The following is a 23,277-nucleotide window of genomic DNA, read 5'->3' on the forward strand; positions in this document are numbered from 1 at the left end:
GCCATGGCGACCACCCCTTCGACTCGAATTCTTGACGGCCTGAACAATCGTCAATATCGGTCGGAGGGGTGGCTTTGCAAAGCCGTTTGTCTCCACCCGCGTAGCGGGTGGTTTAAAGCTGGCCGCTGCGCGGCCAGCAGACTAAAGTCTTGAACGCAAAGGAGAGCACTTAATGTGCTCTCCGTCTTGCGCAGGACTGTCCGAGCAGGCGATGTTGCCCTATACGCCCGCCCAGGTCCGCTGGGATTACGACAGCTTGACGATAGGTGCGAAGCCCTTCATGAGCTTTTTGGTCTGGCCGGTTTTTTCGAACTGCACCTCGATCATGTCTCCGGCGACCGAGATCACGGTACCCGTGCCAAAGGTCTTGTGGCTCACGGTATCGCCCGCGGCAAAGTCCTGCGACGCGCTGGCGCGATCGACCTTGCGCTCCACCGTCGGCGACACCTTGGACGACGGCTTTTTGGCTCGCGGCGCGCCCGAGCCAAAGGTCGAGGCAACACGGCCGGCGTCGGGCGAGACCCCACGATGGCGCTCGGTCCCATAGCTGCTGCCGCCAAAGAAATCGTCGAAGCTCGATCCGCCGCGCGAACCGGAACCGCCGGTCGAGCGCGTATGCGAGCCAAACACCTTGCCGCCATACATATCCGAGCCCATGCCCGAGCCAAAGGTGCCGTGACGGTCGCCGCGTTTCTCCCAGCCCGTGCCCTCAAAACCGGCAGAACCGATGCCGCTAAACTCGATGTCCTCGAACGGAATCTCGTTGAGGAAGCGCGAGCGCGGGTTGGCAGAGGTCGAGCCGTAAGTGCGACGCGTGGCCGCATAGGTCAGGAACAGGCGCTTGCGAGCACGCGTGATGGCGACGTAGGCCAGGCGACGCTCTTCCTCGAGCTTGCCCGGATCGTCACTACCGCCAAAGTCGTGCACGTGCGGGAAGATACCCTCCTCCATGCCGGCCACGAACACCGCGGGGAACTCCAGGCCCTTAGCGGAGTGGATGGTCATCATGGTGATGGCATGTGTCTCGCCGGCCAGGGAATCCAAGTCGGAGCGCAGGGCCAGCCACTCCATGAGTGCCGGCAGCGCCTTGCAGGTGAGCGGGCCGTAGGTGCGCTCGATCTCGTCGGCATGCACGGCACCCGCCGGCATCTCCGTCGGCGCGGCATACGCGTTGCCCGCGATGGCGGCAGCCAGAGCATCCTGCGGAGAGAGCGCCGGAGCCACCAGACTGTCGAGCGGATTGGAGCCAGCGGCGTCACGGGCGCCGACCAATGCCTCAAACGAAGACGCAGGCGCAGACGGTCCTGGCTCCGGTGCGGGCGCGCTCACCACGACGGGCTCGGGCTCAGCGCCAGCGGGCACATCGGCAACGCCAGCCGCACGCAGCTCTTCCAAGCTCTCGAGCGTACCCTCGATATCCTCGTGCGTCTCCTCAAATTCGGCTGCAACGCCCAAGAATTCCTGGATGTTCTCGGCGCGGCTCTCAGACTCCATGGTGCCCTCGGCGCGGAACGCCTGCAGCAGGCCCGTTTTGTCGACAATCATCTCGACGACGTCCTTGAGCTCGCCGTCCATGCGACGGCCCTCGCGCACCAGCGCCACAAAACTCGACAGGCCGTTACGCACCTTGGCGCTAAACATGCCCGTCTCGGCCGTCGCGATCTCGCAGGCCTGGAAGAACGAGCAGCGGTTATCGCGCGCCAGCTGCTCAATCTTTTGGATCGAGGTGGAGCCGATACCGCGTCGCGGCGTATTGATGACACGCTTGACGCTCATCTCATCTGCCGGATTCACAATCATCTTGAGGTAGGCCATGACGTCGCGAATCTCGGCGCGGTCGAAGAATCGCGTGCCGCCGACGATTTTGTAGGGCACGCCCGCGCGCAGGAACATATCTTCGAGGATACGCGACTGGGCGTTGGTGCGGTAGAACACGGCGATATCGTCGTAGCTCGTACCCTTGGCATGCAGCTTCTCGATCTCGCCGGCAATCCAGCGACCCTCGTCGCGCTCGTCGCTTGCCTGGAAAGCCTGAATCTTCTCGCCATCGCCCTCGGCCGTAAACAGGCGCTTGTCCTTGCGCTGCGAGTTGTGGCGCACCACGGCATTGGCGGCGCTCAGGATGTGACCCGTGGAACGATAGTTCTGCTCCAGCTTAACGGTCTTGCAGTTTTTAAAGTCCTTCTCAAAGTCCAGGATGTTGGTGATGTCGGCGCCACGCCAGCTGTAAATGGACTGGTCATCGTCGCCCACGACCATGAGGTTTTGGTACTTGGCGGCCAGCAGGTTGGCGATCTCGTACTGGACGTGGTTGGTGTCCTGATACTCGTCGACGCTAATGTAGCGGAAGCGCTCCTGGTACTTATCGAGCACCTCGGGGCGGGTGCGCAGCAGCTCGAGCGTGCGCACGAGCAGGTCGTCGAAGTCCATCGCGTTGGCGGCGCGCAGGCGGCGCTCCAGCTCCAGGTAGACCTGCGCGGCCTTTTTGTCATTGGGGCTGTCAGCGGATTTGAGCATGTCCTCGGGCCCGATCATGGCGTTTTTGGCCGAGCTGATCTTGCTGCGGATCATGTTGATGGGGAACTGCTTTTGCTCGATGCCGAGCGCCTGCATAATGTCACGCACCATGCGCTTTGAGTCATCGTCATCGTAGATGGTGAACTGGCCGGTGTAGCCCAGCAGGTCGGCGTCCTCGCGCAGCATGCGCACGCACATGGCATGGAAGGTGCACACCCACATGCCGCGGGTGCCGCTGGGAATGAGCGCCGCCAGACGCTCGCGCATCTCGGCCGCGGCCTTGTTGGTAAACGTAATGGCAAGAACCTGCCAAGGCTTAACGCCCAGGTCGCCGAGCATATGTGCGATGCGGAAGGTCAGGACGCGGGTCTTGCCCGAGCCGGCGCCGGCGAGCACCAGCAGCGGGCCCTCGGTGGTCAGGACCGCCTCGCGCTGGGCGGGATTAAGACTGTCGATGTCGACGAGCGGCTTGGCGGGCTTGGGCGCCGGCGCGGGAGCGTCGTAGATGTCGAGCGGAACGAGCTCGGGCTCCGGCGCAGCGGGGGCGGTGTATGCATCGAGCGGCACGGGTTCCGGCGCGGGCGGCACGGGCGCGGCAGTGTTCTTTTCCCAGGGCAGGGGCTGGGTCATGGGCGACTCCTCATCTGACGGACGGCGCGCCTGCGGGCGGCGCCATAGTTTGAGCCGTACCAGTATACCGACCCGCGCGGACACCGACGCAAATCACACCACGACTCCGCGCACCGCCACCACCCAAGCGCCCCAAATAAGTTGCGGTGAAATAGTTCCTGAAACCAGCCTTCTGGCCCCCAAACAGGAACTATTCCACCGCAACTTCGATTGGCTTGGAGGGCTAGAATATCTACCACTTCTACCTCATCCCCACATGGCAGGAGGACCTCTGTGAAGCATAAGGTGCTCTATTACATGGTCGACGGTTCGACCGAGGCGGGTCAGGCGGCGCTCGACGCAATCGAAGGCGGCGACCAGATTGAGTTGGTTGGCTGCGCGCACGAGCCCAATGTCTGCCCCACTGCCGAGCAGCTGGCAGGCTGCGAGGGCTTTGTCGGCGAGTTCGGTCCCGTTGACGATGCATGTGCCGACGCTATGGCAGGCGCGGGAATGCGCGTCGTCTCGAACATGTCCATCGGCCTGAACCATGTGGCAGTAAATCGTCTGGCCTCCTACGGCATTACCGTCACCAACTGTCCCGGGTACTGCTCGGACGACGTCGCTCAACACGCCATCGCCTTGATGCTTGACTTGATGCGACAGGTCACGTTGCTCAACCGCGACGTGCGCGACGGCGCCTGGAATCCACTTGCCGGCTACACCATGCATCGCACGCAGGGCCGCACGTTGGGATTGGTCTTTTTTGGCAGCATCGCGCGTGCTGTTGTGCCCATCGCGCAAGCGCTCGGCATGAAGGTACTGGTGTGGGCGCCGACCAAGACGGCAGAAGAGCTTGCCGCCGCCGGTTGCGCCAAGGCTCAAACGCTCGATGAACTGCTCGGCGCATCGGATATCGTCAGCCTGCATTGTCCGCTGATTCCCGAGACCGAGAAGCTGATTGGCAAGCGCGAACTTGCGCTTATGAAACCCACGGCATTTTTGATTAACACGGCCCGCGGGCCCATCGTGGATGAGAATGCCCTAGTCGCCGCGTTGGACGAGGGCATCGCCAGCGGTGGCACGCGCGGCATCTGCGGCGCCGCGCTCGACGTGCTCGCCGATGAGACCGCGCCCAACCAGGCTCTGATCTCACACCCGCGCTGCATTGTCACGCCCCATTGTGCGTACAGCACGCAGGAAGCCTACGACACCGTCCGTCGCATGTCGCTGCAGGCCGTAGTAGACAAGCTCGTCTTTAACCGCAAGCCCGAACACACCGTTACCGAATAATTGGTGCAAAGTAACCTGACCCCAATGCACCAATCACGGAACCGCCGATGCCATGGTAACGGCAGCGAGCGGCGGCCAGAGCGAACAAATTGGCATGAAAAGAGGGCGGCATAGACCTTTTGGTCATGCCGCCCTCTTTGAATGACAAGCTGTCGCTCTGGCCGCCGCGCAGCGTCAACCAAGTTACAGGCCGAGCATAGGCTCCAAGACGAAGAAGTATGCGAGCACCACGATGCCCAGGACGATGCGGTAGACGCCGAAGCACTTAAAGTCGTGACGACGGACAAAGCCCATGAGCCACTTGATGGCGATGAGCGAAACCACAAAGGCCACGACGCAGCCCACGCCCAAGATGGCGACCTCGTTGGCGCCAAACGTGCCGCCCTTAATGAAGTACTTGACCAGCTTGAGCGCGCTCGCACCGAACATAACGGGAATAGCCAGGAAGAACGTGAACTTAGACGCCACCGAGCGCGTGCAGCCCAGCAGCAGGCCGCCGATGATGGTAGAACCGGAGCGAGACGTACCAGGCACCAGCGAAAGCACCTGGAAGCAGCCGATACCCAGCGCAGTCTTCCAGCTCAGGTCCTCGAGCGTGGCGATGGAGCCAAAGTCCAGGTTATCGTCATCGTCCTCATCCTCAGCGGTAGCCGCGGCGGGCGCCGCAAAGTGCGCACCGGCGGGACGTCCACCCGACACCACAGCACGCGAACCAAACGAACCGGCAACGGCCATTTCCTCGCGCTTGCTCGCGCGCCAGTTCTCGATCACGATAAACAGCACGCCGTACACAATGAGCGCCAGCGCCACGACGGGAGCATTGTAGAAATGCTCCTCCATCCAGTCGTTGAGCGGCAGACCGATCGCCGCCGCAGGAATGCAGCCGAGCACAATCTTGCCCCACAGCACCCAGGTGTCGCGACGGCCCTCCTTGCCCTTGCTGGGCGAGAACGGATTGAGCTCATGGAAGAACAGCACACAGACGGCCAGAATGGCACCAAGCTGAATCACGACCAGGAACATATTCCAGAACGTCTCGCTCACGTTCATCTTGACGAACTCGTCCACCAAGATCATGTGGCCCGTCGACGAAACCGGCAACCATTCGGTGATGCCCTCGACCAGGCCCATGAAGGCAGATTTTAGAAGCTCGATAATATCCAAAGGGACCCCCTCGTTAGACACCCGCCGATATTGTTCTGCGGACGGTGCGGGCGATGTCCCATTATCAACCGTTGGCGGCGCGCCTGCGCCTACCCTTACCAAAAAACTCGCCCGTTCACAGAATTGCGAGCGGTCAAACCGAAATCCTTGGGTATAACTGCAACAAGATAAAGTGTCCGGCGGCCAACGCGCCCGCGCCCGCCCGATGCACGAGCCCCGCGCCCGTGCAATAGACCAAGGAGGAAACCATGAACGAGGGCTACACCAAGGTATTTGTTTCACTCGACGGTACTGAGCAGCAGGATTTTGTGCTCGCACGCGCCATCAAGGTCGCCGCAAACAACGGTGCCAAGCTGATTATTGGTCACGTGATTGACTCCACGGCGCTCGAGAGCGCCGGCTCCTACCCGGTCGACCTGGTCAACGGCCTAGAGGAGGCCTTTAATAGCTCCATTGCCAAGCAGCTCGAAGAGGCCAAGGCCAATCCCGATATTCCCGAGGTCGAGGTCATGATTCGCGCCGGTCGTATTCGCGAGACGCTCAAGGACGAGATGCTCGACGTGGTCAAGCCCGACCTGGTGCTCTGCGGTGCCCGCGGCCTATCCTCGATTAAGTATGCGCTGCTGGGCTCGATTTCGACGTTCCTGCTGCGTAACACGGACTGCGACATCTTGGTCGTGAAGTAGGTTCCTTCCCGTCGGCGCAAGGCCTGCGGGGTTATCACGCCGACGTCCTCGCCGCTTCGCGGCTGCGGGATGTCGGCTTAGATAACCCCTCCCGGCCTTGCGCCTTCGTCACCGTACTTCAACGAGTTGGCTGATAAAAAAATGGCGTGCCGCCCCGTTTGGGACGGCGCGTTTTGTTTGGGGCGGCACGTTTTTGTTTTGGGAGATCCATTTGAGCCTCATAGTTATGTTCACGTTCGGGAACATAGCGCCAGTTGCCTTAGCTAAGTTCACGTTCGGGAACATAGCCGTCCGCACCGCAAGACGGCCCGGCTACTCGAAGTATTGGAACTTGTTCGTTGAGAAGGCAAAGGTTACGGTGAATCCTTTGCCGGGGTCGGAGGCTGCGGTGACGGCGATGCCCATTTTGGAGCATAGGCGCGCCACCAAGTAGAGGCCGATGCCCGTTGCGCGCTTGGTCGTGCGGCCGTTGTCGCCGGTAAAGCCCTTCTCGAACACGCGGGGCAGGTCAGCTGCGCTCACTCCGCAACCATTGTCGGCAACGGTAAGCTCGATGCGCTCGCTCGCCTGGCCTTCGTCCAGCAGCGCGCCCGAAAACGTGATCTTCGCACCGTCCTCGCGCGCGTATTTAATGCTGTTCTGGATGAGTTGGCCCAGAATAAACTCGAGCCACTTCTCGTCGGTAAAGACCTCAAAGTCGAGGTTCTCACACACCGGTGCCACGTGCGCCGCGATGAGCTCGCGCGCGTTGGCCTTAATCGCGCCCGTCACCAGGGCCTTGAGGCTCCAGCGGCGAATCAGATAGTCGCGCTCCACGACTTCCGAGCGCGCATAGTAGAGCGCCTGGTCGATGTAGCGCTCCACGCGGGCCAGCTCGCGACCCAGGTCATCCACGCGCGACAGGTCGTCTTCGCTGCCGTCCAGGTTTTCCAAGATCAGATGGGCTGCCGCCAGGGGCAGCTTGGCCTCGTGGACCCAGCTCTCGATATAGTCACGATAGTCGTCGGTCTGGCGGCGACCTTCCGCTACCTCATCGCAAGCCGCCTTGCCCACGCGGCGCAGGACCTCGTACTCGAGCTCGCCCTCGGCATAGGTCGGACACTGCACCATCTCCTGCACCCAAGCGGGGCTCTCCAGCTCCTCGGCCGCGCGCTCCAGCTGGCGCAGAAAACGACGACGGCGCGCGTACTCGATCACAATGCCGAGCATGCCAAAGATAAGAGACACGCCGACCGCAATGACCACGATAGAGACAGGCGCCCCGGCGACCGTCAGCACAAAGCAGCTCAACAGCACGCCGCACGTCCATACGGCGACGGGGAGCAGCGCGTCTTTAAAGAACTTGGCAAACGACATGGCCGGCCCCTAGACCGAATAGCCCTGGCCGCGGTGCGTGGTCAGATACCCCTTGATGCCGATTTTTTCGAGCGTAGTGCGCAGGCGGTTGATGTTGACGGTGAGCGTATTGTCGTCCACAAAGGCATCGGAGTCCCACAGGTCCTGCATGATGGCCGAGCGCGAGACGATTTTGCCCGCGCGGCTCAGGAGTAGCGACAGAATGCGCAGCTCATTTTTGGTGAGTTCGGTGCTGTCGCCGGTTGCCGTGTTGGTGACCGCGGAGCGGGCAAGGTCGAGCTCCAGCCCCTTGTGGACGAGCGTGCTGCGCTCGCCGGCCGCCGAGGTGCGACGCAGCAGCGCATCGATGCGCGCCACGAGCACACGGGCGCTGTAGGGCTTGGGGACAAAGTCGTCCGCGCCGAGTGTCATGGCCATGACCTCGTCGATCTCGGTTGTACGCGACGTGAGGACGATGATGGGGACCTCGGACTCGCGGCGGACTTCATGGCAGATATGCTGGCCGTCTTTGACGGGAAGCGTGAGGTCGAGCAGCACCAGGTCGGGCGTTGCGGCCAAAATGTCGCGCGAGACATGCTCAAACGATTCGCAGGCCTCGACCGTAAAGCCGGCACGGGCCAGGATGTCGACGAGCTCGCGGCGGATGGGTTCGTCGTCCTCAACGATATAGATCAGCGCCATGGATTACGCTCCCCTCTTGGTTGTCTTGCCACCATTATGGCCGCGAACCCGCAGGCGTGCGCCACGCGCGGTGCCAAGGTGACAGAACTGTTCGCGAGCGGTGGCGTTGGGCACGTCTCGCGCTCGCAACGTATACGGGGGCCAAAATGATTTTTTAATCCCCGTCCCAGAAAAATCATTTAGCGGCGGGCGCGGAGCTTTTCGTAGCCGTCGGCAAAGAAGGCGACCGTGGCGGCGTCTGCCTCGGTTGCGTCAACGTCGGTGGCGGGGACCACGCCGTGCTCGTCGCTCACCAGGAACAGTGCGCCCTTGAGCTGAGCGGGGATATCCACGCGCGTGACCGGCATGTCCTTGGTTTGGGCCAGCTGCTCGATGAGCGTCGCCGTACCGCACAGGCACTCGTCCGCCGGCGCCACAAAGGCCAGCTCGCCGTTGTTGACGGCAGCGAGCAGCTCGGGTGCCACGCCGGTCTCGTCGGCCTCGGAGCGGGCCTCGGCAGAACGGGCGCGCAGTGCCTTGGCCGACGTGTCGGCCAGCGGCTCGTACTCCCCCACCGTCATGGCGGCATTGCCGTTCACATCGATCACCAGCATGAGCACGCCGTCGTGGGCGGTGTAGTCGCCCTCGGCAAGCGACCACTCAACGTGTTGCTTGGCCCAGCTGAGCATGTTGTGGGTGAGCGGCTCGCCCTGCACCAAGCGCTCGGACAGCGCACGGATGTGGCGGTTGAGCATGGGTACCTTTTTGTTGGACATGCGCCAGCGGCAGATAAGCGCGGGCTTATCGAGCGTGAACTTCTCGACCGCCTCCTGATTGGCGCAAAAGTCCTCGTACGCACGCTGATCCTCGGCATTGCCAAACAGCTCGGCATCATCAATCTGGGGCATGGTTGTACCTTTCGTGTTAGTCATTCCGTCCTCTTATACCAAAAAGACGGCCCTCCAAACGGAGCAGCCGTCTTTTGCAAAGATTATTTTGTCCCAGGGCGAAACTTAGTGACGGAAATGCCTGGCCCCCGTAAAGACCATCGCAATGCCATGCTCGTTGCAGGCCTGGACGCTCTCGTCGTCGCGCTTGGAGCCGCCGGGCTGAATGATGCAGGTCACGCCGTGCGCGGCAAGCACGTCGACGTTGTCGCGGAACGGGAAGAACGCGTCGCTTGCACAGGCAAAGCCGCCCTTCTCCACGCCCTCGCGCTCGCAGAAGTCCTCGGCGCGCTCGCAGGCAAGCAGTGCAGAGTCAACGCGGTTGGGCTGACCCGGGCCCATACCAATGCCGGCCTTACCCTTGGAGACCAGGATGGCGTTGGACTTGACGCCCTTGCAGACCTTCCAGGCAAACTCGAGCTCGGCCATCTCGGCGTCAGTGGGCTTGCGGTCGGTGGGAAACGTGAAGGTCGCGGGATCCTCGGTCACGTGGTCGACTTCCTGCACCAGCATGCCGCCGTCGACGGAGCGCAGCTCCACCTGGGCGCCGTGGTCCACGCCGCCGGTAGCCAGCACGCGCAGGTTGGGGCGCTTGGCCATGCGCTCGAGCGCCTCGGCAGTGTAGCTCGGGGCGATGATAACCTCGACGAACTGCTTGTTCTGATCGGCGAAGTGCTCGACCAGCTCATAGGGAACCTCGCGGTTGCAGGCGATGATGCCGCCAAAGGCGCTCTTGGGATCGCAGGCAAACGCGCGGTCGTAGGCGGCCGTGATGTCCTCGGCCGCGGCGGAGCCGCAGGGGTTCTGATGCTTGAGGATCACGCAGGCAGGCTCGTCGAACTCGCGGACCAGGTTCCAAGCGGCGTCGGCATCCAGATAGTTGTTGTAGCTGAGCGGCTTGCCCTGGATCTGCTCGGAGCCAACGAGCGGGAACTGCGAGCTCGCGGTATTCTCGCAGCCCTCGGCAAAGCGATAGACCGTAGCCTTCTGCTGAGGATTCTCGCCATAGCGCAGGTCGTCGACCTTCTCCAGCGAGATCTCAAGCTTGGCAGAAGTGTCCGCCACGTCGCTTGCCTGGGCGGCAAGCCAACGGGAGATAGCCGTGTCGTAGGCGGCGGTGGTCTGGTAGACCTTCACCTGCAGGCGACGACGAGTGGAAAGCGTGGTGCAGCCACCGGTCTCGTGCATCTCGGCCAGGACGGCATCATAGTCGGCCGGGTCGGAAATGACGGTAACGCTCGTGGCGTTCTTGGCGGCAGAGCGCAGCATGGAGGGGCCACCGATGTCGATGTGCTCGATGGCGTCCGCGAAGGTGACCTCGGGGTTGGCGACGGTCTTCTCGAACTCGTACAGGTTGACGACGACCAGGTCGATCAGCTTAATGCCGTGCTGAGCGGCCTCCTGCATGTGCTGCTCGGAATCGCGGCGGGCCAGCAGCGCGCCGTGAACCTTGGGGTGCAGGGTCTTAACGCGGCCGTCCATCATCTCGGGGTAGCCCGTGAACTCCTCGATGGGGGTTACGGGAACGCCCGCGTCCTCGATGGCACGAGCCGTGCCGCCCGTAGAGATGATCTCGACGCCAAAGTCATCGACCAGCGTCCGTGCGAAATCGACGACGCCCGTCTTATCGGTAACCGAGATCAACGCGCGTGCGATCTTCACATCAGATCCCATGCAGTCCTCCTGTCTGGTACGCCGCCGTGCTCTGTGAGTCGGTGATACGTCGATCTGCAGCGCTCGCGCAGCGGCAATGAAAATACTGATTTAATGTAGCGCATCGAGCGCATCGATGCACCCCGCAACGGGCGCATGTGCAGAAAAAGTTTGCGAGCGGAGGGGATGGGCACGGCACCGAGCACGGTGAGTTCATGGAACACAGGGGCACCATAATTTGATGCCAATGGCGTGGTAGAACTGTGCTCGATATGCATCCGCGAAAGAAAGAGGCACCATGGTCTCGCGGGTTCTCTACCGACCGTTTGATACCGAAGACTTCGACGCCATCGCGCTGATTCTGCAGCAGCTTTGGCATAACAATTCGGATAACGATGAGTACAACCGCCTTGAGGCCGCGTGCGACCTCGCCTATTGCCTTTCGTCATCGACGTTTTCGCAGGTTGCGGTGATTGACGGCGAGGCGCGCGGCATTGCACTTGCACGCGCAGGACAGAACTCCGGCGTCACTATCAACGAGCATTGGATGGATACCGAACGCGCACTGCTATCGCAGATGCGTGAGCTGGAGCCTGATGCCTGCGCCGAGTATCTCTCGTTTGTGCGCGCAACCATCCGAACCAACAACCGCCTGCTCGAGAGCAGCCCGTTGCCGCACGACAACGAGGTCACGCTGCTTGCCGTGGATCGCGATGTCCATGGCCTGGGCGTTGGCACGGTTCTGCTCGATGCCGCGGTCTCGCACCTGTCCTCGCTTGGAGCGACGAGGGCGCACCTGTACACCGACTCCAACTGCTCGTGGAAGTTCTACGAGTTGCACGGCTTTAAGCGCACGGCCACGCACCGCGCCAACCGCGAAGAGCGCCGCCACGACATGCCGCGCGAAAGCTTCCTCTACGAACTCGACCTAACAGCCTAAACCTGGCAGTTAGGGACGTTCCTTTTATGCCGGCACCCCGGGACACTCCTTGGCAGCAACCACACCTAGTCATTGGGGACGTTCTTAAATGACTAGTCGCTGGGGACAGTCTTGAGCAAAACGGCCGCCGAAGCCCTCGTTGGCATCGCCCTATAGGGGGCCTGCAAATGGCTGTGGACAAAAAACATCAAATATGAGTACTGTTACCTTTTTAGTAGCAGCGCAATTCGGCTTTTTCGGGTCTCTTAGGCGTCTCGACGCGCCGGATGAACTAACGTATCTCCCCGAATGTACAATAAAATGGACTCCTAACGAGAAATAATATCGTTAGGAGTCCATTTTTTGTAAAAATAAATGTGACAAGCTAGGCAACAGTACTCATATTTGGCATTTTTTGCCCACTGCCCCTTGCGCGAAGGTCCGCAGCGGAAAGTATGGCCCGTTTCGATGCGCAAAAATGGGATGAATCTTCCCTGGCAACCGCCCAGTAAGATCCACCCCAAAGCAAGCGCTCGCTAGAATGTTCCGCCGCCGCCTCCGCCGACGCCGCCGCCTCCGCCGCCCGAGAAGCCGCCGCCACCGCCGCCGCTCGAGCTATCGGAACTCGAAGCCAGCTCACGGATGCTCTCGTGATACACGTCATCGAACGAATCGAGCGGGGACTGGTTTCCGTAGTGATGGTAGTACCACCAGTAGCAGGGATAATTGTCGTAGAAACCGTCGGCCTCGCGCACCTCGGGAGGAACAGCCTCGGCAAGCTGACGCAGGACTTCCTTCGAAACGCCAAGCGCCGCGCCCATCACCAGAAGTTTATTCCATAGGACCAAATCGCCGGGGACGGCTTCCTTTAGACGCGTGAAGTCCTCGAGCCAATGCTTAAGCGCCTTGCAGCGAGCCGCCACCTCGGCGCCCTCCGGCGTAAAGCGGCGGAAGGTGCAGCTCAGGACAAAGCCCACAATCGTGACGGGGATCGAGATCATAGCGGCACCGACGTTGGCGTCCGCAAAGTCGGTATAGAACAGAGAGCCCAAAATGCCAAAGACAATGATGATGCCGAGAACCAAGCCGGCAACCAGGGCGACGGTGCCGTCCGAGGCGATAAGCTCGCGCGCCTCCAGCTTGCCCTTAACCGTGCTCTGATAGTCCTCGAGCTTGTCGCCAACAGATGTGGTGCGCTCGCTAGCGTATTCCTCCAGCTCGCTAAACGTGCGCGAACGGACTCCGTCCTTATCGGGCTTAACGCCAGCGAAGAAGACCTTGAGTACGTCGCGGTCGATGCCGTCCTTCTTGGCAGCCTTCCAGGCCTCGTCGGTCACTGTGATGCGATACGTCTGCTCCTCTTTTTCGCGACGGAGCAGACCCTTCTTCTTGGTCTCGGTCGCTTCTTCCAGCTTGATCACGCGGTCGTCGGTCAGCTTCATCAGCGTGGCGATATATGCCTGATCGGGCACGTCGTTCCAGCTCATAAGAGTTGCAAGCACCGCGGGATGATCGGCGGAGGGCACATCGCGGAAGTACTCGTCCTGGAAGAGCGGCTTGGGCTTGGGCCTGCGCAGCTTGAGCATCACGATTACACCGGTATAGGCAACCGCCACAACAACACACATCACGGCAATCGCGCCGGCAACCGCACGCGCGTGCTCACGGCGGGCGTTAGCTTCGTCGGCCCATTCCTTCTCTTCGCTCAGGATCGTTGACATGCGCTCTTCGCCCGAGGCGGCAAGCTGCGGCACCCAGTCGCTGGGGAAGGCGATGCGTGCCTCGGCAAACTCACCCTCGTGCACGCACGGAATGGTGTAGGTGACCATGGGTTCGTCCGCATCGAGCGATACGTCGCCCGTCAACGGGCCGTGGCCCCATGCGCGGAAGTTATCGCCCTTGACGGCCGCCGTCCCGGCAGCGGCATTTGCGAAGTACACTTCCATCTCGACATCGTCGGAATCCGCAGACCAGCCGTCACCCACGAACTTCCAGTAGAGCTCGGCGGTATCGGCCCAGTTCATAACCGCACCGGTCATGGTGTAGCTCACGTAATAGATCGCGCTGTCGCCGCTCTCGTGAGGGCTGAACACCTTAATCCTTACGCCGTCACCGGTCTGCTCGACCGTATAGACGCCAGAGTCGCCCTTGTTCGCGCTATCGACTTTGTTAAACGCGGTGTCCTCTTCCTCGACACTCTGCACATCGACGCCCGCCGTGCCGCCCTGCTGGTTGGCTCCCGTATTGATCTCCCAAAACACGCCGTTGATGTCGTCATCGAAATCAAACTGGCGCCCCTCTACAACGGTCAGCGATCCATCGGCTTCAACCGTGGCACCGATATAGGTTTGGGTCATGGAGTAGCCGTCGGCGTGCGCGGCGGCAGGCAGCAGCAACAACGCAAGCGCAACGAGCGCGCAGACGGAAGCGAATCGCGAAAACAGGTGGCGCTGCCGGCTGACTTTGGCGGCGAGGGTGTTCATAGGCACATCCTTTATCTGTGATATCAACAGCGTTATTGTCCCACGTTTGCGAGCGTACGACACGACCGTCTAGGTAAGCGGGGCGTCAATTGGGACAAAAGTCACGCCCGCGCCCGGCAGCTAGTCATTGGGGACGTTCTTAAATGACTAGTCATTAGGGACACCCTTGGCATGGCCAGCGCCAGCAATAGATACCACTTCATAGCTCCATCACAGGTGTAGCGGCTTTGTGTGGGCGCGGCACGCGTTGATTGAGCCGCCAACCGAGGGGCATAAAGCAGTTGAGCGAAAACGGTTTGCCCCTTTGCCGTTCGCTTGAGGATCATGTCCCCCTTTTCCGCGGAGACCCCGGTAGTTGCGAAGAGCTGCCGGGGTTTCTGTCGTTTGAGGGGTTGGGCTGGCGGGTGGCGATCGAGCTGTCGAGCCGGTGGTCCGGCACGCGCAACGCGCGGCCTCGGCAACTTGCAGGCCACGGCAGCGTCTCCCCCACCGCGCCCCGCGCTATACTCGTCCGCATGGATATCAACGCACGCAACATAACAACGCCCGCTGTGGCCACATCGACGGCGCCCAACAGCAAGCTCGCCCCCGCCCTCGCGCCCGTCGTGGGCCGCTTCGCCCCGTCGCCCTCGGGCCGCATGCACCTGGGCAACGTGTTCAGCTGCCTGTGCGCATGGCTTTCGGCCCGCAGCCAAGGCGGCAGCATCGTGTTGCGCATCGAGGACCTAGACGATCGCTGCAAGCGCCCGGAACTTGCCGCTCAACTGATTGACGACCTGGCCTGGCTAGGGCTCGAGTGGGACGAAGGCCCCTACTACCAGCACGATCGCCTTGACCTGTACGAGAGCGCCTTGCACCAGCTACAAGACGCCGACCTCACCTATCCCTGCTTTTGCACGCGCGCCGAGCTCCACGCCGCGAGCGCGCCGCATGCCAGCGACGGCACACCCATCTACCGCGGCGCCTGCCGAGGCCTTTCTGCCGAGGAGGTTGCCCGCCGCAGCATCCTGCGTGCTCCGGCCACGCGCCTGCGCGTGCCCGCCGTCGACGACCTCGCAGACGATGTGGTCGAATTCGTTGACCGCACGTACGGAGCCCAATGCGAGGCACTCGCCACCGAGTGCGGCGACTTTTTGGTGCGCCGCAGCGACGGCGTGTTTGCCTATCAGCTGGCCGTGGTGGTCGACGACGCTGCCATGGGCGTCACCGAGATCGTACGCGGATGCGACCTGCTTGGTTCCACGTCGCGCCAGATCTATCTGCAACATCTGCTGGGACTGCCCACACCGCACTACGCACATATTCCGCTGCTCATGTCACCGGACGGCCGCCGCCTTTCCAAGCGCGACCGCGACCTAGACCTGGGCGAGCTCCGTACCCGCTTTGGCACACCCGAGGCACTGCTGGGCTGGCTCGCCGGGCAAACGGGCATCGCACCGGACACCACGCCGCGTTCTGCCGAGCAGCTGGTCGAGCACTTTAGCTGGGATGTCATCCGCGCGCATCGCGAGAACATCACTGTAACGGTCGAGTAGCCAAATACGCCCCTCCCCCTCGCCCCCCCCTTCAGCGAGGACATAATTCTGCGTCTTGTTATGTACGGAATAATTCCGTACAATTGTGCAAAGGAGGTTTTTGCTATGCCAACGATTGAGAAACAACGCCGCATGGATCTAAGGTTGACCGAACGTCAACGCCTTACTTACGAGCGCGCCGCAGCCTTACGTGGCCAAACTCTCACCCAATGGGCCACAGCTCACCTTGACGAGAGCTCCGCACGTGATATCGCCGAGGCGTCAACAACCTATCTTTCTCCTGATGGTTTCGATGCATTTTGCGAAATGCTCGATTCCCCCATGCCTCAAGCTGCAAAAGCGCTGCTCGACCGTAAAGCGGTTTGGGAATGAGCACATTTACCAAGCCCGTTCAACTCCCCGTTGGTCAAGGCATCGAGGCTTTCCACTGTGGAAATACTCTTGTAGACGGATGGGCTAAAAACAGATCAGCCTCGGCGCGAAGAAGAGGATCAGCGGTTATATACGCATCGTATTGCGACGACGCAGTCGCTGGGTTTTATACGCTGTGCACGCACTCCGTGGCTCGCGAAAATGTTGATGGAGGATGGTTCGTGCGAAACTCCCCCTCCCAAGTTCCTACGGTACTGCTTGGAATGATGGGGGTCGATGAGAAGTTCAAGGGGCTTGGTCTTGGAGCTTCACTACTCAAAGATGCCATCGAAAACGCCTTGAAAATCTCTGCTCTGGCAGGAGCGCGAGCTTTGGTTGTCGATCCAGTAGATGATAAGGCGGCAGCATTCTATGAACATTTTGGCTTCGCCACCCTACCCGGCACCAACCGAATGGCGCTGAAACTCTAGATTGTCAGGCGACATCTCCTCCAGCTCCCAGTATGCCTTAAGTTACCTTACAAATAAAGATTACACTGAAATGTAGGGTAACTATCCAAGGCATCGTATGAAGTGCTCGCTACGCCCGCCCCTACGCAACATCCCAGGGCTGGAGTTCGTCACCCAAGCAAACGATGCAGTCGTAGAGCACGGTATGGCGCTCGGCCGGGTTTGCATCCCGATGAAAATGCCCGTAGTACCAGCGCTTGTAGTCCAAGCGATCTTCCAGCTCATCGAAAAATGCCGTGAGTCGATCAACGCCGGGGCAATCCCAGCCGCGCGCCGGATAGAGCGTGGGCGAAAGCATGTGCGTAGCGCAGGTATGGGTAATCACGTAGTCGACCTTCCAGCCCAAGCTGTCGAGCTTTGTCCGTGCCTCCTCAAAGTTGCGCTCGTCCGGCAGCTCCTGCGGCCACCAGCTGGAATACGGAATGCGGTATTCCTTGTCCACGCTCGTGGCGCCGCCCATGGTAAAGATCGTTGAGCCGTCGAGTTCAAAAACCTCGCCACGCGTCAGGCGCCGTATGGGAGAGGTATCCGACAGGCGCTGCGTCAGCCCACCGTGCCACAACTCCATGGGTCGTTCCGCCCAGTGATCGAAACGCTCGTGGTTGCCGTCAACGAACAGCACGGTATAGGGGCGCGACTCCAGCCAGGCGATATCGGCGCACTCCTCGGCAGAAAAATCCCAGGGAAAGCCAAAGTCGCCGGCGACGATGAGATAGTCGTCACTCGTCAGGCTATCTCCAAGGTCCCAATCGCGCAGCTTTTGCATGTCGAGGCCGCTGTGAATATCGCCCGTCACATAGACCGTCATCGGATTACCACTTCCCTGCAAGTCGCTAGCCCACATTCTGCACGATCACTAAGCCAACCGTTCCAGCCCTTCCATCCCTTAGGGCTTACCCTTCGTTCTTCCATCCAAACAGATCAAGCACCCAAAAAACCAGATCGAGCACGCCGCCGGTCATCATGGCGCCGGCAAGGGCCATGCAAACGTGCAGGGAACTGGCACTTCGGAGCACGTCAAATGGCCCCAGAACAGCCAGCAGCGCGACCGCTGCTCCGGCTACGCACAGCGCGAGGCACGGCCCCGCGTCCTTAACGCACTTCTTTGCGAGATGCTTGGTGTTGTCACTCATCAATATCGAACTCCTTAGAGAGTCGTTGTTTGGGTACATGCCGCCGCGGCAGAGCAGGACGGCAGGTTAAGTGTCACATGCCGTGCGGACACAAATGCCGATCGCCGTCACTTGCCTACCGTTCACAAAAAGCAGTCCGATTTATTTCCCCGAGGACCTTGATCTCTTCCTCGGTCAGTGAGATCCTTCGATCAAGCTTCCTGGATAGGGGCTGGAAGATGAGACGGACGTCTCTAGGCACAACACCATAACGCCCGATCACCGTTATGGCTTTCGTCTAGAGCTGGGAGACCAGCTTTTTTTGTTAGCGATGCTCCCTTTCAATCTCCGGCACTCCAAGAGCGCAGGCCTGTTGTTTTGACTACTTTAGACGAAAGGGTTTCGCTATGAGCACCGACATTATTGTTCGATTTACCGACAGCTACGTGCAAAAGCTTGGGGATATAAAAAAGGTCGTCGGCTTGATGTCCCCCAAATCTCTTATCCAAATAATTGATACGCTCGACCTCGATGCCAACCCTCGCAACTCTCGCTTGGGATCGGTAACCGATGCTATTCAGGCCTCTATCCGCGCGGATGAACTTTCCCCTGCGCAGAAACTATTCCCTTTTAAGTCAAAGGGAATTTTGCTCGCATCTTCGAGCTATGAGCCCCTTGAGCGTGGACGTTATCGCTTGAGCTTCACTCCCCACGATGAGGTCGAGGGGATTCTCGACGGCGGACATAACACCCTCGCCATCGGCAGCTACATTCTCAGTGAAGCAGAACTTGCGCTCGGTAATCGACCCCCCAAAAAGAGCGAAGTTTCAATCTGGGACTCATTCAAACAGACATGGACAATTCGTCGAGCCGACATTGAAGAATACCTGTCGCTCCTCCGTGAAGACAAAACAGCCCTCAAAGAGCAAGGCATAAGCACTCTCAACTTCTCGATTCCCGTTGAATTGCTCGTTCCCACCGACCCCAGCGATGCGCTCTGCGTTGAAAACTTCCGCACGTCGCTTTTGGAAATCTGCGATGCCCGCAACAATAACGCCCAGCTCACACAGGGCACCAAAGGCAATCAGGAAGGTCTTTTTGATTCCTTTAAAGCCCTCTTTGTCGAAAAGTACCCTGAATTTGCAGGCAACATCAGCTGGAAGACTAACGACGGCAAGCCCATTGAATCAAGAAAGCTTGTCGCGCTCTCCTGGATCCCGCTATCGCTCATCTCAAGTACCGTCACCTCTGGCGATATCGAAGCGCCGCAACCTCCTCTAGTCTATAGCGGTAAGGAAAAATGCCAGGAGAAGTTTTTGCAACTGATGAGAGATGATCGAGTAACCAGAGCCTCTGGCTCGGCGCGCCGCGAACTCAAGAATCCGCAAGTTCTTAGCGCACTCAAAGTGGCTACGGACCTCCCCGGTCTATACGATGAAATCTATTCGCGCTTCCCCAAGTACTACAACAAAACCGGAAGCTACGGAAAAATCGGCGCCGTCAAGAGCCTTAAAAACAGTCGTGATGAATACCGAACCCCCTTCTTTAAAAACGAGGCTGGTAACCCTGTACCCGAGGGCTTTATCTACCCCCTAGTCTGCGGCCTCCGTGCATTGATGGAAGCAGATGATCAGGGGAAGGTGTATTGGAAAACCGATCCTCACAAGTTTCTCGATAGCCCCGCATTTGAAAACGTCGTTGCCCAGTACAGCGGTGTCATCCAACAATCCGATTACGATCCGCAAAAGGTCGGCAAAGGCGCTATGAGCTACACCGCAGTTGAGAACTCTATGAAACTCGCAGTTCTTATGGGTTAGTAGGCACTTAAGCAAATTATCAGCGCGCAAGGGCGTCGCTTATGCACAGCGTACTTGCGCGCTGATTTTTTAGCTTGATAACGATATGCACGCGACTCCTTATACGTCAGCTCGGCAAGTACAAGCGCATAGGCAAGGTTTCGATACTTATCTTGACCGGCAAAGAATACGTCGTAATAGCAGGCACGCTCCTCCAATAACTCTTGGGCGACAACGCACGCTATACCCCCAAACGCTCTAAACCCCAAGTCTGCCCATCAGGAAATCGACTGCAGAAACGATTTTGATGCCGTCAATGTCGGTCGGATGGCTTCCCCGGCGAACGACGACGATCTTCTCGTAACCGCCGGTAATCTTCTCGAGCGACCTGAGCTCAAATGGACGCAGCTCGCGCTTACGCGTCGCCTCCTCGTCAATCGACTCTGTGACCTGAATAAACTTACGATCCGAGCCGTCGCCTATCGCAACAAAGTCGATTTCGGCATCTCGAAGATGACCCGTGAAGACCTGGTATCCGTCATAGACAAGGCGATTGTAAACGGCATTTTCGAGAACACGCCCGCTGTCGCTGCCGCGATACCCATCCAAGAAAGCTCGAAGCCCCAGATCCTCAATGTAGAACTTGCCACCGGTCTTCAAAATGTCCCGACCCTTAATATCAAATCGGCGCGCGTGCGAGAAGATATAGGTCTCCTCAAGGGCAGACACACAAGTGTCCACGACGCCGTGCGAGGACTTCGCCCCGTTCTCTGCCAGCGTTCCAACGATCTTATTAATTGATGTCGGGTTTGAAATGTTATCAGCCAAGTAGGAAGTGACGCGGTCGAGCACACTCCTGCTCGTCACCGACCGTCTACCCCGACGCGCCTCGCGAGCCAAAATGTCGCGCCCGACGATTGTTTGGTACGTGCTCCAGATATAGTCCTTCATTTCCTGCTCCGGTAGCTTTGAAGCAGCGAGAAACGGCAGGCCTCCAAACGTAAGATAACGGTCGAGAAGATCGTCGAGCGCAACGATGTCCTCCCGACCAAAAACAACGAGCCTATTCGTGACGTCAGTCGGACCAAGAAAGTCGACATATTCCGAAAAAGTGAGCGGATGCATCCGAATCTCGACATACCTGCCCGAGATTAAGGTCGCAATCTCTGACGAGAGGAGAAAAGCATTCGAACCCGTAACATATATATCGCAGTCCCGGTCGACACGAAGTGCGTTAATCGCCTTCTCCCATCCGGCAACCTCCTGGAGCTCGTCGAAGAAGAGATAGCACCTCTTGCCAGCAGGCATTAGGCCGTCGACGTGGCGGTAAAGCTCTCGCCAATCACGCACGCCCTCCAGCTCAAACGACTCCATCTTAAAGGTCAAAAGACACTCGGATGGAACGCCGTTATCCTCCAAATGTTTGCGCATCATGTCCAGAAGCGTCGATTTGCCACAACGGCGCATACCCGTTACGACCTTGATGACATCCGCATCACGAAAGGCGATCAACTTTTCGAGATATCGATTTCTAGGAACCATCCGTCTATCCATCGCCCGCCCCAATCTGCAAGTTTTTCTCACAGCATGACAAAGATTTGCGAATTCTGCAAGTTTTTCTCACGCAACGATAAGAACTTGCAGACTCTCCTCGGAGCCATTTGCGGTCGGATTCCGGCGAGGCCATGCAAAGCAGCAGGCCACGTGGCAACGACCAATGCCAGCTCTTTACAGAGTCTCCGCCCCATTAGCATCCCCATGCCACCTCGCCCCTCTCGAACGAAACAAATCTAGGTAGATACACCCCGAGCCAACAAACGCAACCATACGTCCGATGTAAAGCCCGCAAGTTAATTACCTCCCACCTATCGTGCTGGCGCCTCGACCGCCATAGACACCAAATGCCCCCGCCAGACACCTGCCTCAAAATACTGCAGCAAGAAATGACGACACGACGCAGTTCGATGTCCCCCATGTGTATCGTCTTGACAAATGGATTCTTTTATATGAGCTGGCCGCATTGAGACAAATCCAATAGAATGAACCTTTGCATTTTTGCCACGCACGTTCGAAGGGAGTCAAAGTGAAGGCAGCCTCTTTCTTCAGCGGAATCGGCGGTATTGACCTCGGCTTCGAGCGTGCCGGCGTTGAAATCGTCTTCCAAAGCGAAATCAATAACTTTTCGCGGGCAGTGCTACAAAAGCACTGGCCGGATGTCCAGCTAGCAGGAGATATCAATGAAGTCCAACCCGAAAGCATCCCCCAAGCAGAAGTCTATTTCGGAGGATTCCCCTGCCAAGACCTTTCGCTTGCCAACCAAGGAAAGCGCCTCGGTCTTGCCGGATCGCGAAGCGGACTCTTCTTTAAGTTCGCAGAACTCGTCGCTGCCGCAAAGCCTCGATGGATTTTTATCGAAAACGTTCCCGGACTCCTCAACTCAAACAACGGAGAAGATTTCAGAGCCCTGCTCACCAAATTGGATGAGCTCGGGTATTGCGTATCATGGCGAGTACTGGACGCAAAATACTTTGGAACACCCCAACGACGTCGCCGCGTCTATATTGTCGGAAGTCTTGGAAACTTCGGCTCCGCTGAGGTACTTTTTGGACAAGGAGCAGCTCGAATCTCTTCTAAATCGCGCAGAAGCACGGACCACTCCTATGCCCCAGGACTTGAAAAAGAGCATCGAGTCTCAGATTACTACTCTATCCAACACGCCGGGATTGGCAGAAAACCTTCAGCGGGCCCGCAAGCAAAAGGATATAGAAACGACGGAGAAACTTACACTTGCGATTCAAGAGGAAGCTCCGACGCTATTTGTCAGACGCATGCTTCCTTTAGAGTACGAGAGACTCCAGGGGTTTCCGGACGACTGGACTCTCGTAGATGGACAGCTCTAGGAAACGCTGTCTGTGTGCCCGTTATAGAATGGATTGCGCGCCGTATCGTCGAGGTCGATAAGGCTCAGAACAGCTAGAACGGAATGTCAATCCTTTCATTCTCAAGACTGTAGAATTGCCCCTGAAATGCCTCCAGGGTCGGTTGTCCTTGGTTGATTAGTGCTTGAACAAACGTCTGGTAGTTCGTATACAGCGTCCGGTCTTCATCGATTGTCAATGGAATGGGGCCGTCCTCAACAGGGCGGCTCTTGTCCTCTTTAAAGGCGAGAAGAGCCAACGTCCAGTTGTAATCCTTCAAATCGGGTAGATTCACCGACTCTAGCCGCTCCATAAGATAGTCATAGAGAAGTGTGCCCACACAAAACGCAATCCCAAGGCCTTTCCATGTCTTCATGGCGATATTGCCCTTGATTAGAAATTGCTCTTGTTGTCTTCTCCAAGCATTAGTGACCAAAGTATTTGCAGTGGTTTCGGCACGCAGCTGCTCATTCGTCCTCTCGTTTTCAGTCGTGTTTTTCCATTTGCGAACACGCTGAGTAATTTTGCCGGTATCAGATGTTTCTCCACCGCCTTGCATTTCAAGAACAAGTCGATTAGGACCAGATGTCGACGACTCCCCGCTGCGCGTGGTAATTATAAAATCAGCATGATATGCACTGCCCTTGCTTACTCGAAGGGACTCTTCTCGTTTGACGCAGACATCAGACGGATCAATGCCCCCATCAAATATATGCTGCGCAGCCATAGTAAGTATTTTCTTTTGATG

19 protein-coding genes are annotated in these 23,277 nt (G+C 58.8%); 8 read left to right on the plus strand and 11 right to left on the minus strand.

Translation table 11 applies throughout. The features are described 5' to 3' along the window. Positions 1-246: 246 nt before the first annotated feature. Entirely contained in the window at positions 247-3,147 is a 2,901-nt protein-coding gene (locus I2H19_RS07855; RefSeq protein WP_195622273.1) for an ATP-dependent helicase, read from the minus strand. 273 nt (positions 3,148-3,420) lie between these two features. Here I2H19_RS07855 and I2H19_RS07860 point away from each other — a divergent pair, with 273 nt between their 5' ends. Beyond that, complete coding sequence (locus tag I2H19_RS07860; RefSeq protein WP_195622274.1) at positions 3,421-4,419, plus strand: C-terminal binding protein; 999 nt, start codon at positions 3,421-3,423, stop codon at positions 4,417-4,419. Between the two features lie 183 nt (positions 4,420-4,602). On the opposite strand, the gene I2H19_RS07865 is transcribed toward I2H19_RS07860, so the two are convergent. Further along, the gene (locus tag I2H19_RS07865) at positions 4,603-5,583 is read right to left on the minus strand and encodes an undecaprenyl-diphosphate phosphatase (protein WP_195622275.1); all 981 of its coding nucleotides are present in this window, start codon (positions 5,581-5,583) and stop codon (positions 4,603-4,605) included. Positions 5,584-5,831: 248 nt separating this feature from the next. On the opposite strand from I2H19_RS07865, the gene I2H19_RS07870 reads away from it, so the two are divergent. Next, the gene (locus tag I2H19_RS07870; protein ID WP_195622276.1) at positions 5,832-6,269 is read left to right on the plus strand and encodes a universal stress protein; all 438 of its coding nucleotides are present in this window, start codon (positions 5,832-5,834) and stop codon (positions 6,267-6,269) included. 312 nt (positions 6,270-6,581) lie between these two features. Here I2H19_RS07870 and I2H19_RS07875 read toward each other — a convergent pair whose 3' ends face one another. From I2H19_RS07875 to purH, 4 genes are all read right to left on the minus strand, one after another. Beyond that, the gene (locus tag I2H19_RS07875; RefSeq protein WP_195622277.1) at positions 6,582-7,625 is read right to left on the minus strand and encodes a sensor histidine kinase; all 1,044 of its coding nucleotides are present in this window, start codon (positions 7,623-7,625) and stop codon (positions 6,582-6,584) included. A gap of 9 nt (positions 7,626-7,634) precedes the next feature. Further along, the gene (locus tag I2H19_RS07880) at positions 7,635-8,306 is read right to left on the minus strand and encodes a response regulator transcription factor (RefSeq protein WP_195622278.1); all 672 of its coding nucleotides are present in this window, start codon (positions 8,304-8,306) and stop codon (positions 7,635-7,637) included. A 179-nt stretch (positions 8,307-8,485) separates the two neighbouring features. Beyond that, complete coding sequence (locus I2H19_RS07885; protein ID WP_229089848.1) at positions 8,486-9,193, minus strand: hypothetical protein; 708 nt, start codon at positions 9,191-9,193, stop codon at positions 8,486-8,488. A 105-nt stretch (positions 9,194-9,298) separates the two neighbouring features. Then, positions 9,299-10,906 carry a bifunctional phosphoribosylaminoimidazolecarboxamide formyltransferase/IMP cyclohydrolase gene (gene purH / locus I2H19_RS07890; protein ID WP_195622280.1) on the minus strand — a complete coding sequence of 536 codons (1,608 nt, stop codon included), beginning with the start codon at positions 10,904-10,906 and terminating at the stop codon, positions 9,299-9,301. Between the two features lie 277 nt (positions 10,907-11,183). Between purH and I2H19_RS07895 the strand changes: the two genes are divergently transcribed. After that, positions 11,184-11,825, plus strand: coding sequence for a GNAT family N-acetyltransferase (locus tag I2H19_RS07895; protein ID WP_148332653.1), 642 nt, complete (start codon positions 11,184-11,186; stop codon positions 11,823-11,825). A 515-nt stretch (positions 11,826-12,340) separates the two neighbouring features. Here the strand turns inward: I2H19_RS07895 and I2H19_RS07900 are convergent. Further along, entirely contained in the window at positions 12,341-14,287 is a 1,947-nt protein-coding gene (locus I2H19_RS07900; protein ID WP_195622281.1) for a DUF2207 domain-containing protein, read from the minus strand. Positions 14,288-14,691: 404 nt separating this feature from the next. Here I2H19_RS07900 and gluQRS point away from each other — a divergent pair, with 404 nt between their 5' ends. The 3 genes from gluQRS (at position 14,692) to I2H19_RS07915 (ending at position 16,664) form a co-directional block, all read left to right on the plus strand. After that, positions 14,692-15,822 (plus strand): tRNA glutamyl-Q(34) synthetase GluQRS, encoded by a 1,131-nt coding sequence (gluQRS, locus tag I2H19_RS07905; protein WP_324252741.1) that lies wholly within the window; start codon positions 14,692-14,694, stop codon positions 15,820-15,822. A gap of 105 nt (positions 15,823-15,927) precedes the next feature. After that, positions 15,928-16,194 (plus strand): type II toxin-antitoxin system TacA family antitoxin, encoded by a 267-nt coding sequence (locus tag I2H19_RS07910; RefSeq protein ID WP_158550249.1) that lies wholly within the window; start codon positions 15,928-15,930, stop codon positions 16,192-16,194. Further along, on the plus strand, positions 16,191-16,664 hold the full coding sequence (locus tag I2H19_RS07915) for a GNAT family N-acetyltransferase (protein WP_195622282.1): 474 nt from the start codon (positions 16,191-16,193) through the stop codon (positions 16,662-16,664). The genes I2H19_RS07910 and I2H19_RS07915 overlap by 4 nt, the downstream gene beginning before the upstream one ends. A gap of 121 nt (positions 16,665-16,785) precedes the next feature. Here I2H19_RS07915 and I2H19_RS07920 read toward each other — a convergent pair whose 3' ends face one another. Then, the gene (locus I2H19_RS07920; protein ID WP_195622283.1) at positions 16,786-17,511 is read right to left on the minus strand and encodes a metallophosphoesterase; all 726 of its coding nucleotides are present in this window, start codon (positions 17,509-17,511) and stop codon (positions 16,786-16,788) included. An 85-nt stretch (positions 17,512-17,596) separates the two neighbouring features. Beyond that, positions 17,597-17,836: a hypothetical protein gene (locus tag I2H19_RS07925; protein ID WP_195622284.1), complete on the minus strand. Its 240-nt coding sequence runs from the start codon at positions 17,834-17,836 to the stop codon at positions 17,597-17,599. A gap of 386 nt (positions 17,837-18,222) precedes the next feature. Between I2H19_RS07925 and I2H19_RS07930 the strand changes: the two genes are divergently transcribed. Next, on the plus strand, positions 18,223-19,632 hold the full coding sequence (locus tag I2H19_RS07930; RefSeq protein ID WP_195622285.1) for a hypothetical protein: 1,410 nt from the start codon (positions 18,223-18,225) through the stop codon (positions 19,630-19,632). 237 nt (positions 19,633-19,869) lie between these two features. Here the strand turns inward: I2H19_RS07930 and I2H19_RS07935 are convergent, their stop codons facing one another. Next, positions 19,870-21,153, minus strand: coding sequence for an ATP-binding protein (locus tag I2H19_RS07935; protein ID WP_195622308.1), 1,284 nt, complete (start codon positions 21,151-21,153; stop codon positions 19,870-19,872). A 541-nt stretch (positions 21,154-21,694) separates the two neighbouring features. Between I2H19_RS07935 and I2H19_RS07940 the strand changes: the two genes are divergently transcribed. Next, a complete protein-coding gene (locus I2H19_RS07940) occupies positions 21,695-22,588 on the plus strand; it encodes a DNA cytosine methyltransferase (protein ID WP_195622286.1) in 894 nt (297 codons plus the stop codon). On the opposite strand, the gene I2H19_RS07945 is transcribed toward I2H19_RS07940, so the two are convergent. After that, positions 22,585-23,256, minus strand: coding sequence for a hypothetical protein (locus I2H19_RS07945; protein ID WP_217750787.1), 672 nt, complete (start codon positions 23,254-23,256; stop codon positions 22,585-22,587). The two genes, I2H19_RS07940 and I2H19_RS07945, sit on opposite strands and share 4 nt — an antisense overlap. Positions 23,257-23,277: the final 21 nt, after the last annotated feature.

The sequence above is a fragment of the Collinsella aerofaciens genome, assembly GCF_015560135.1.
Classification (GTDB): Bacteria; Actinomycetota; Coriobacteriia; order Coriobacteriales; family Coriobacteriaceae; genus Collinsella; species Collinsella aerofaciens_AN.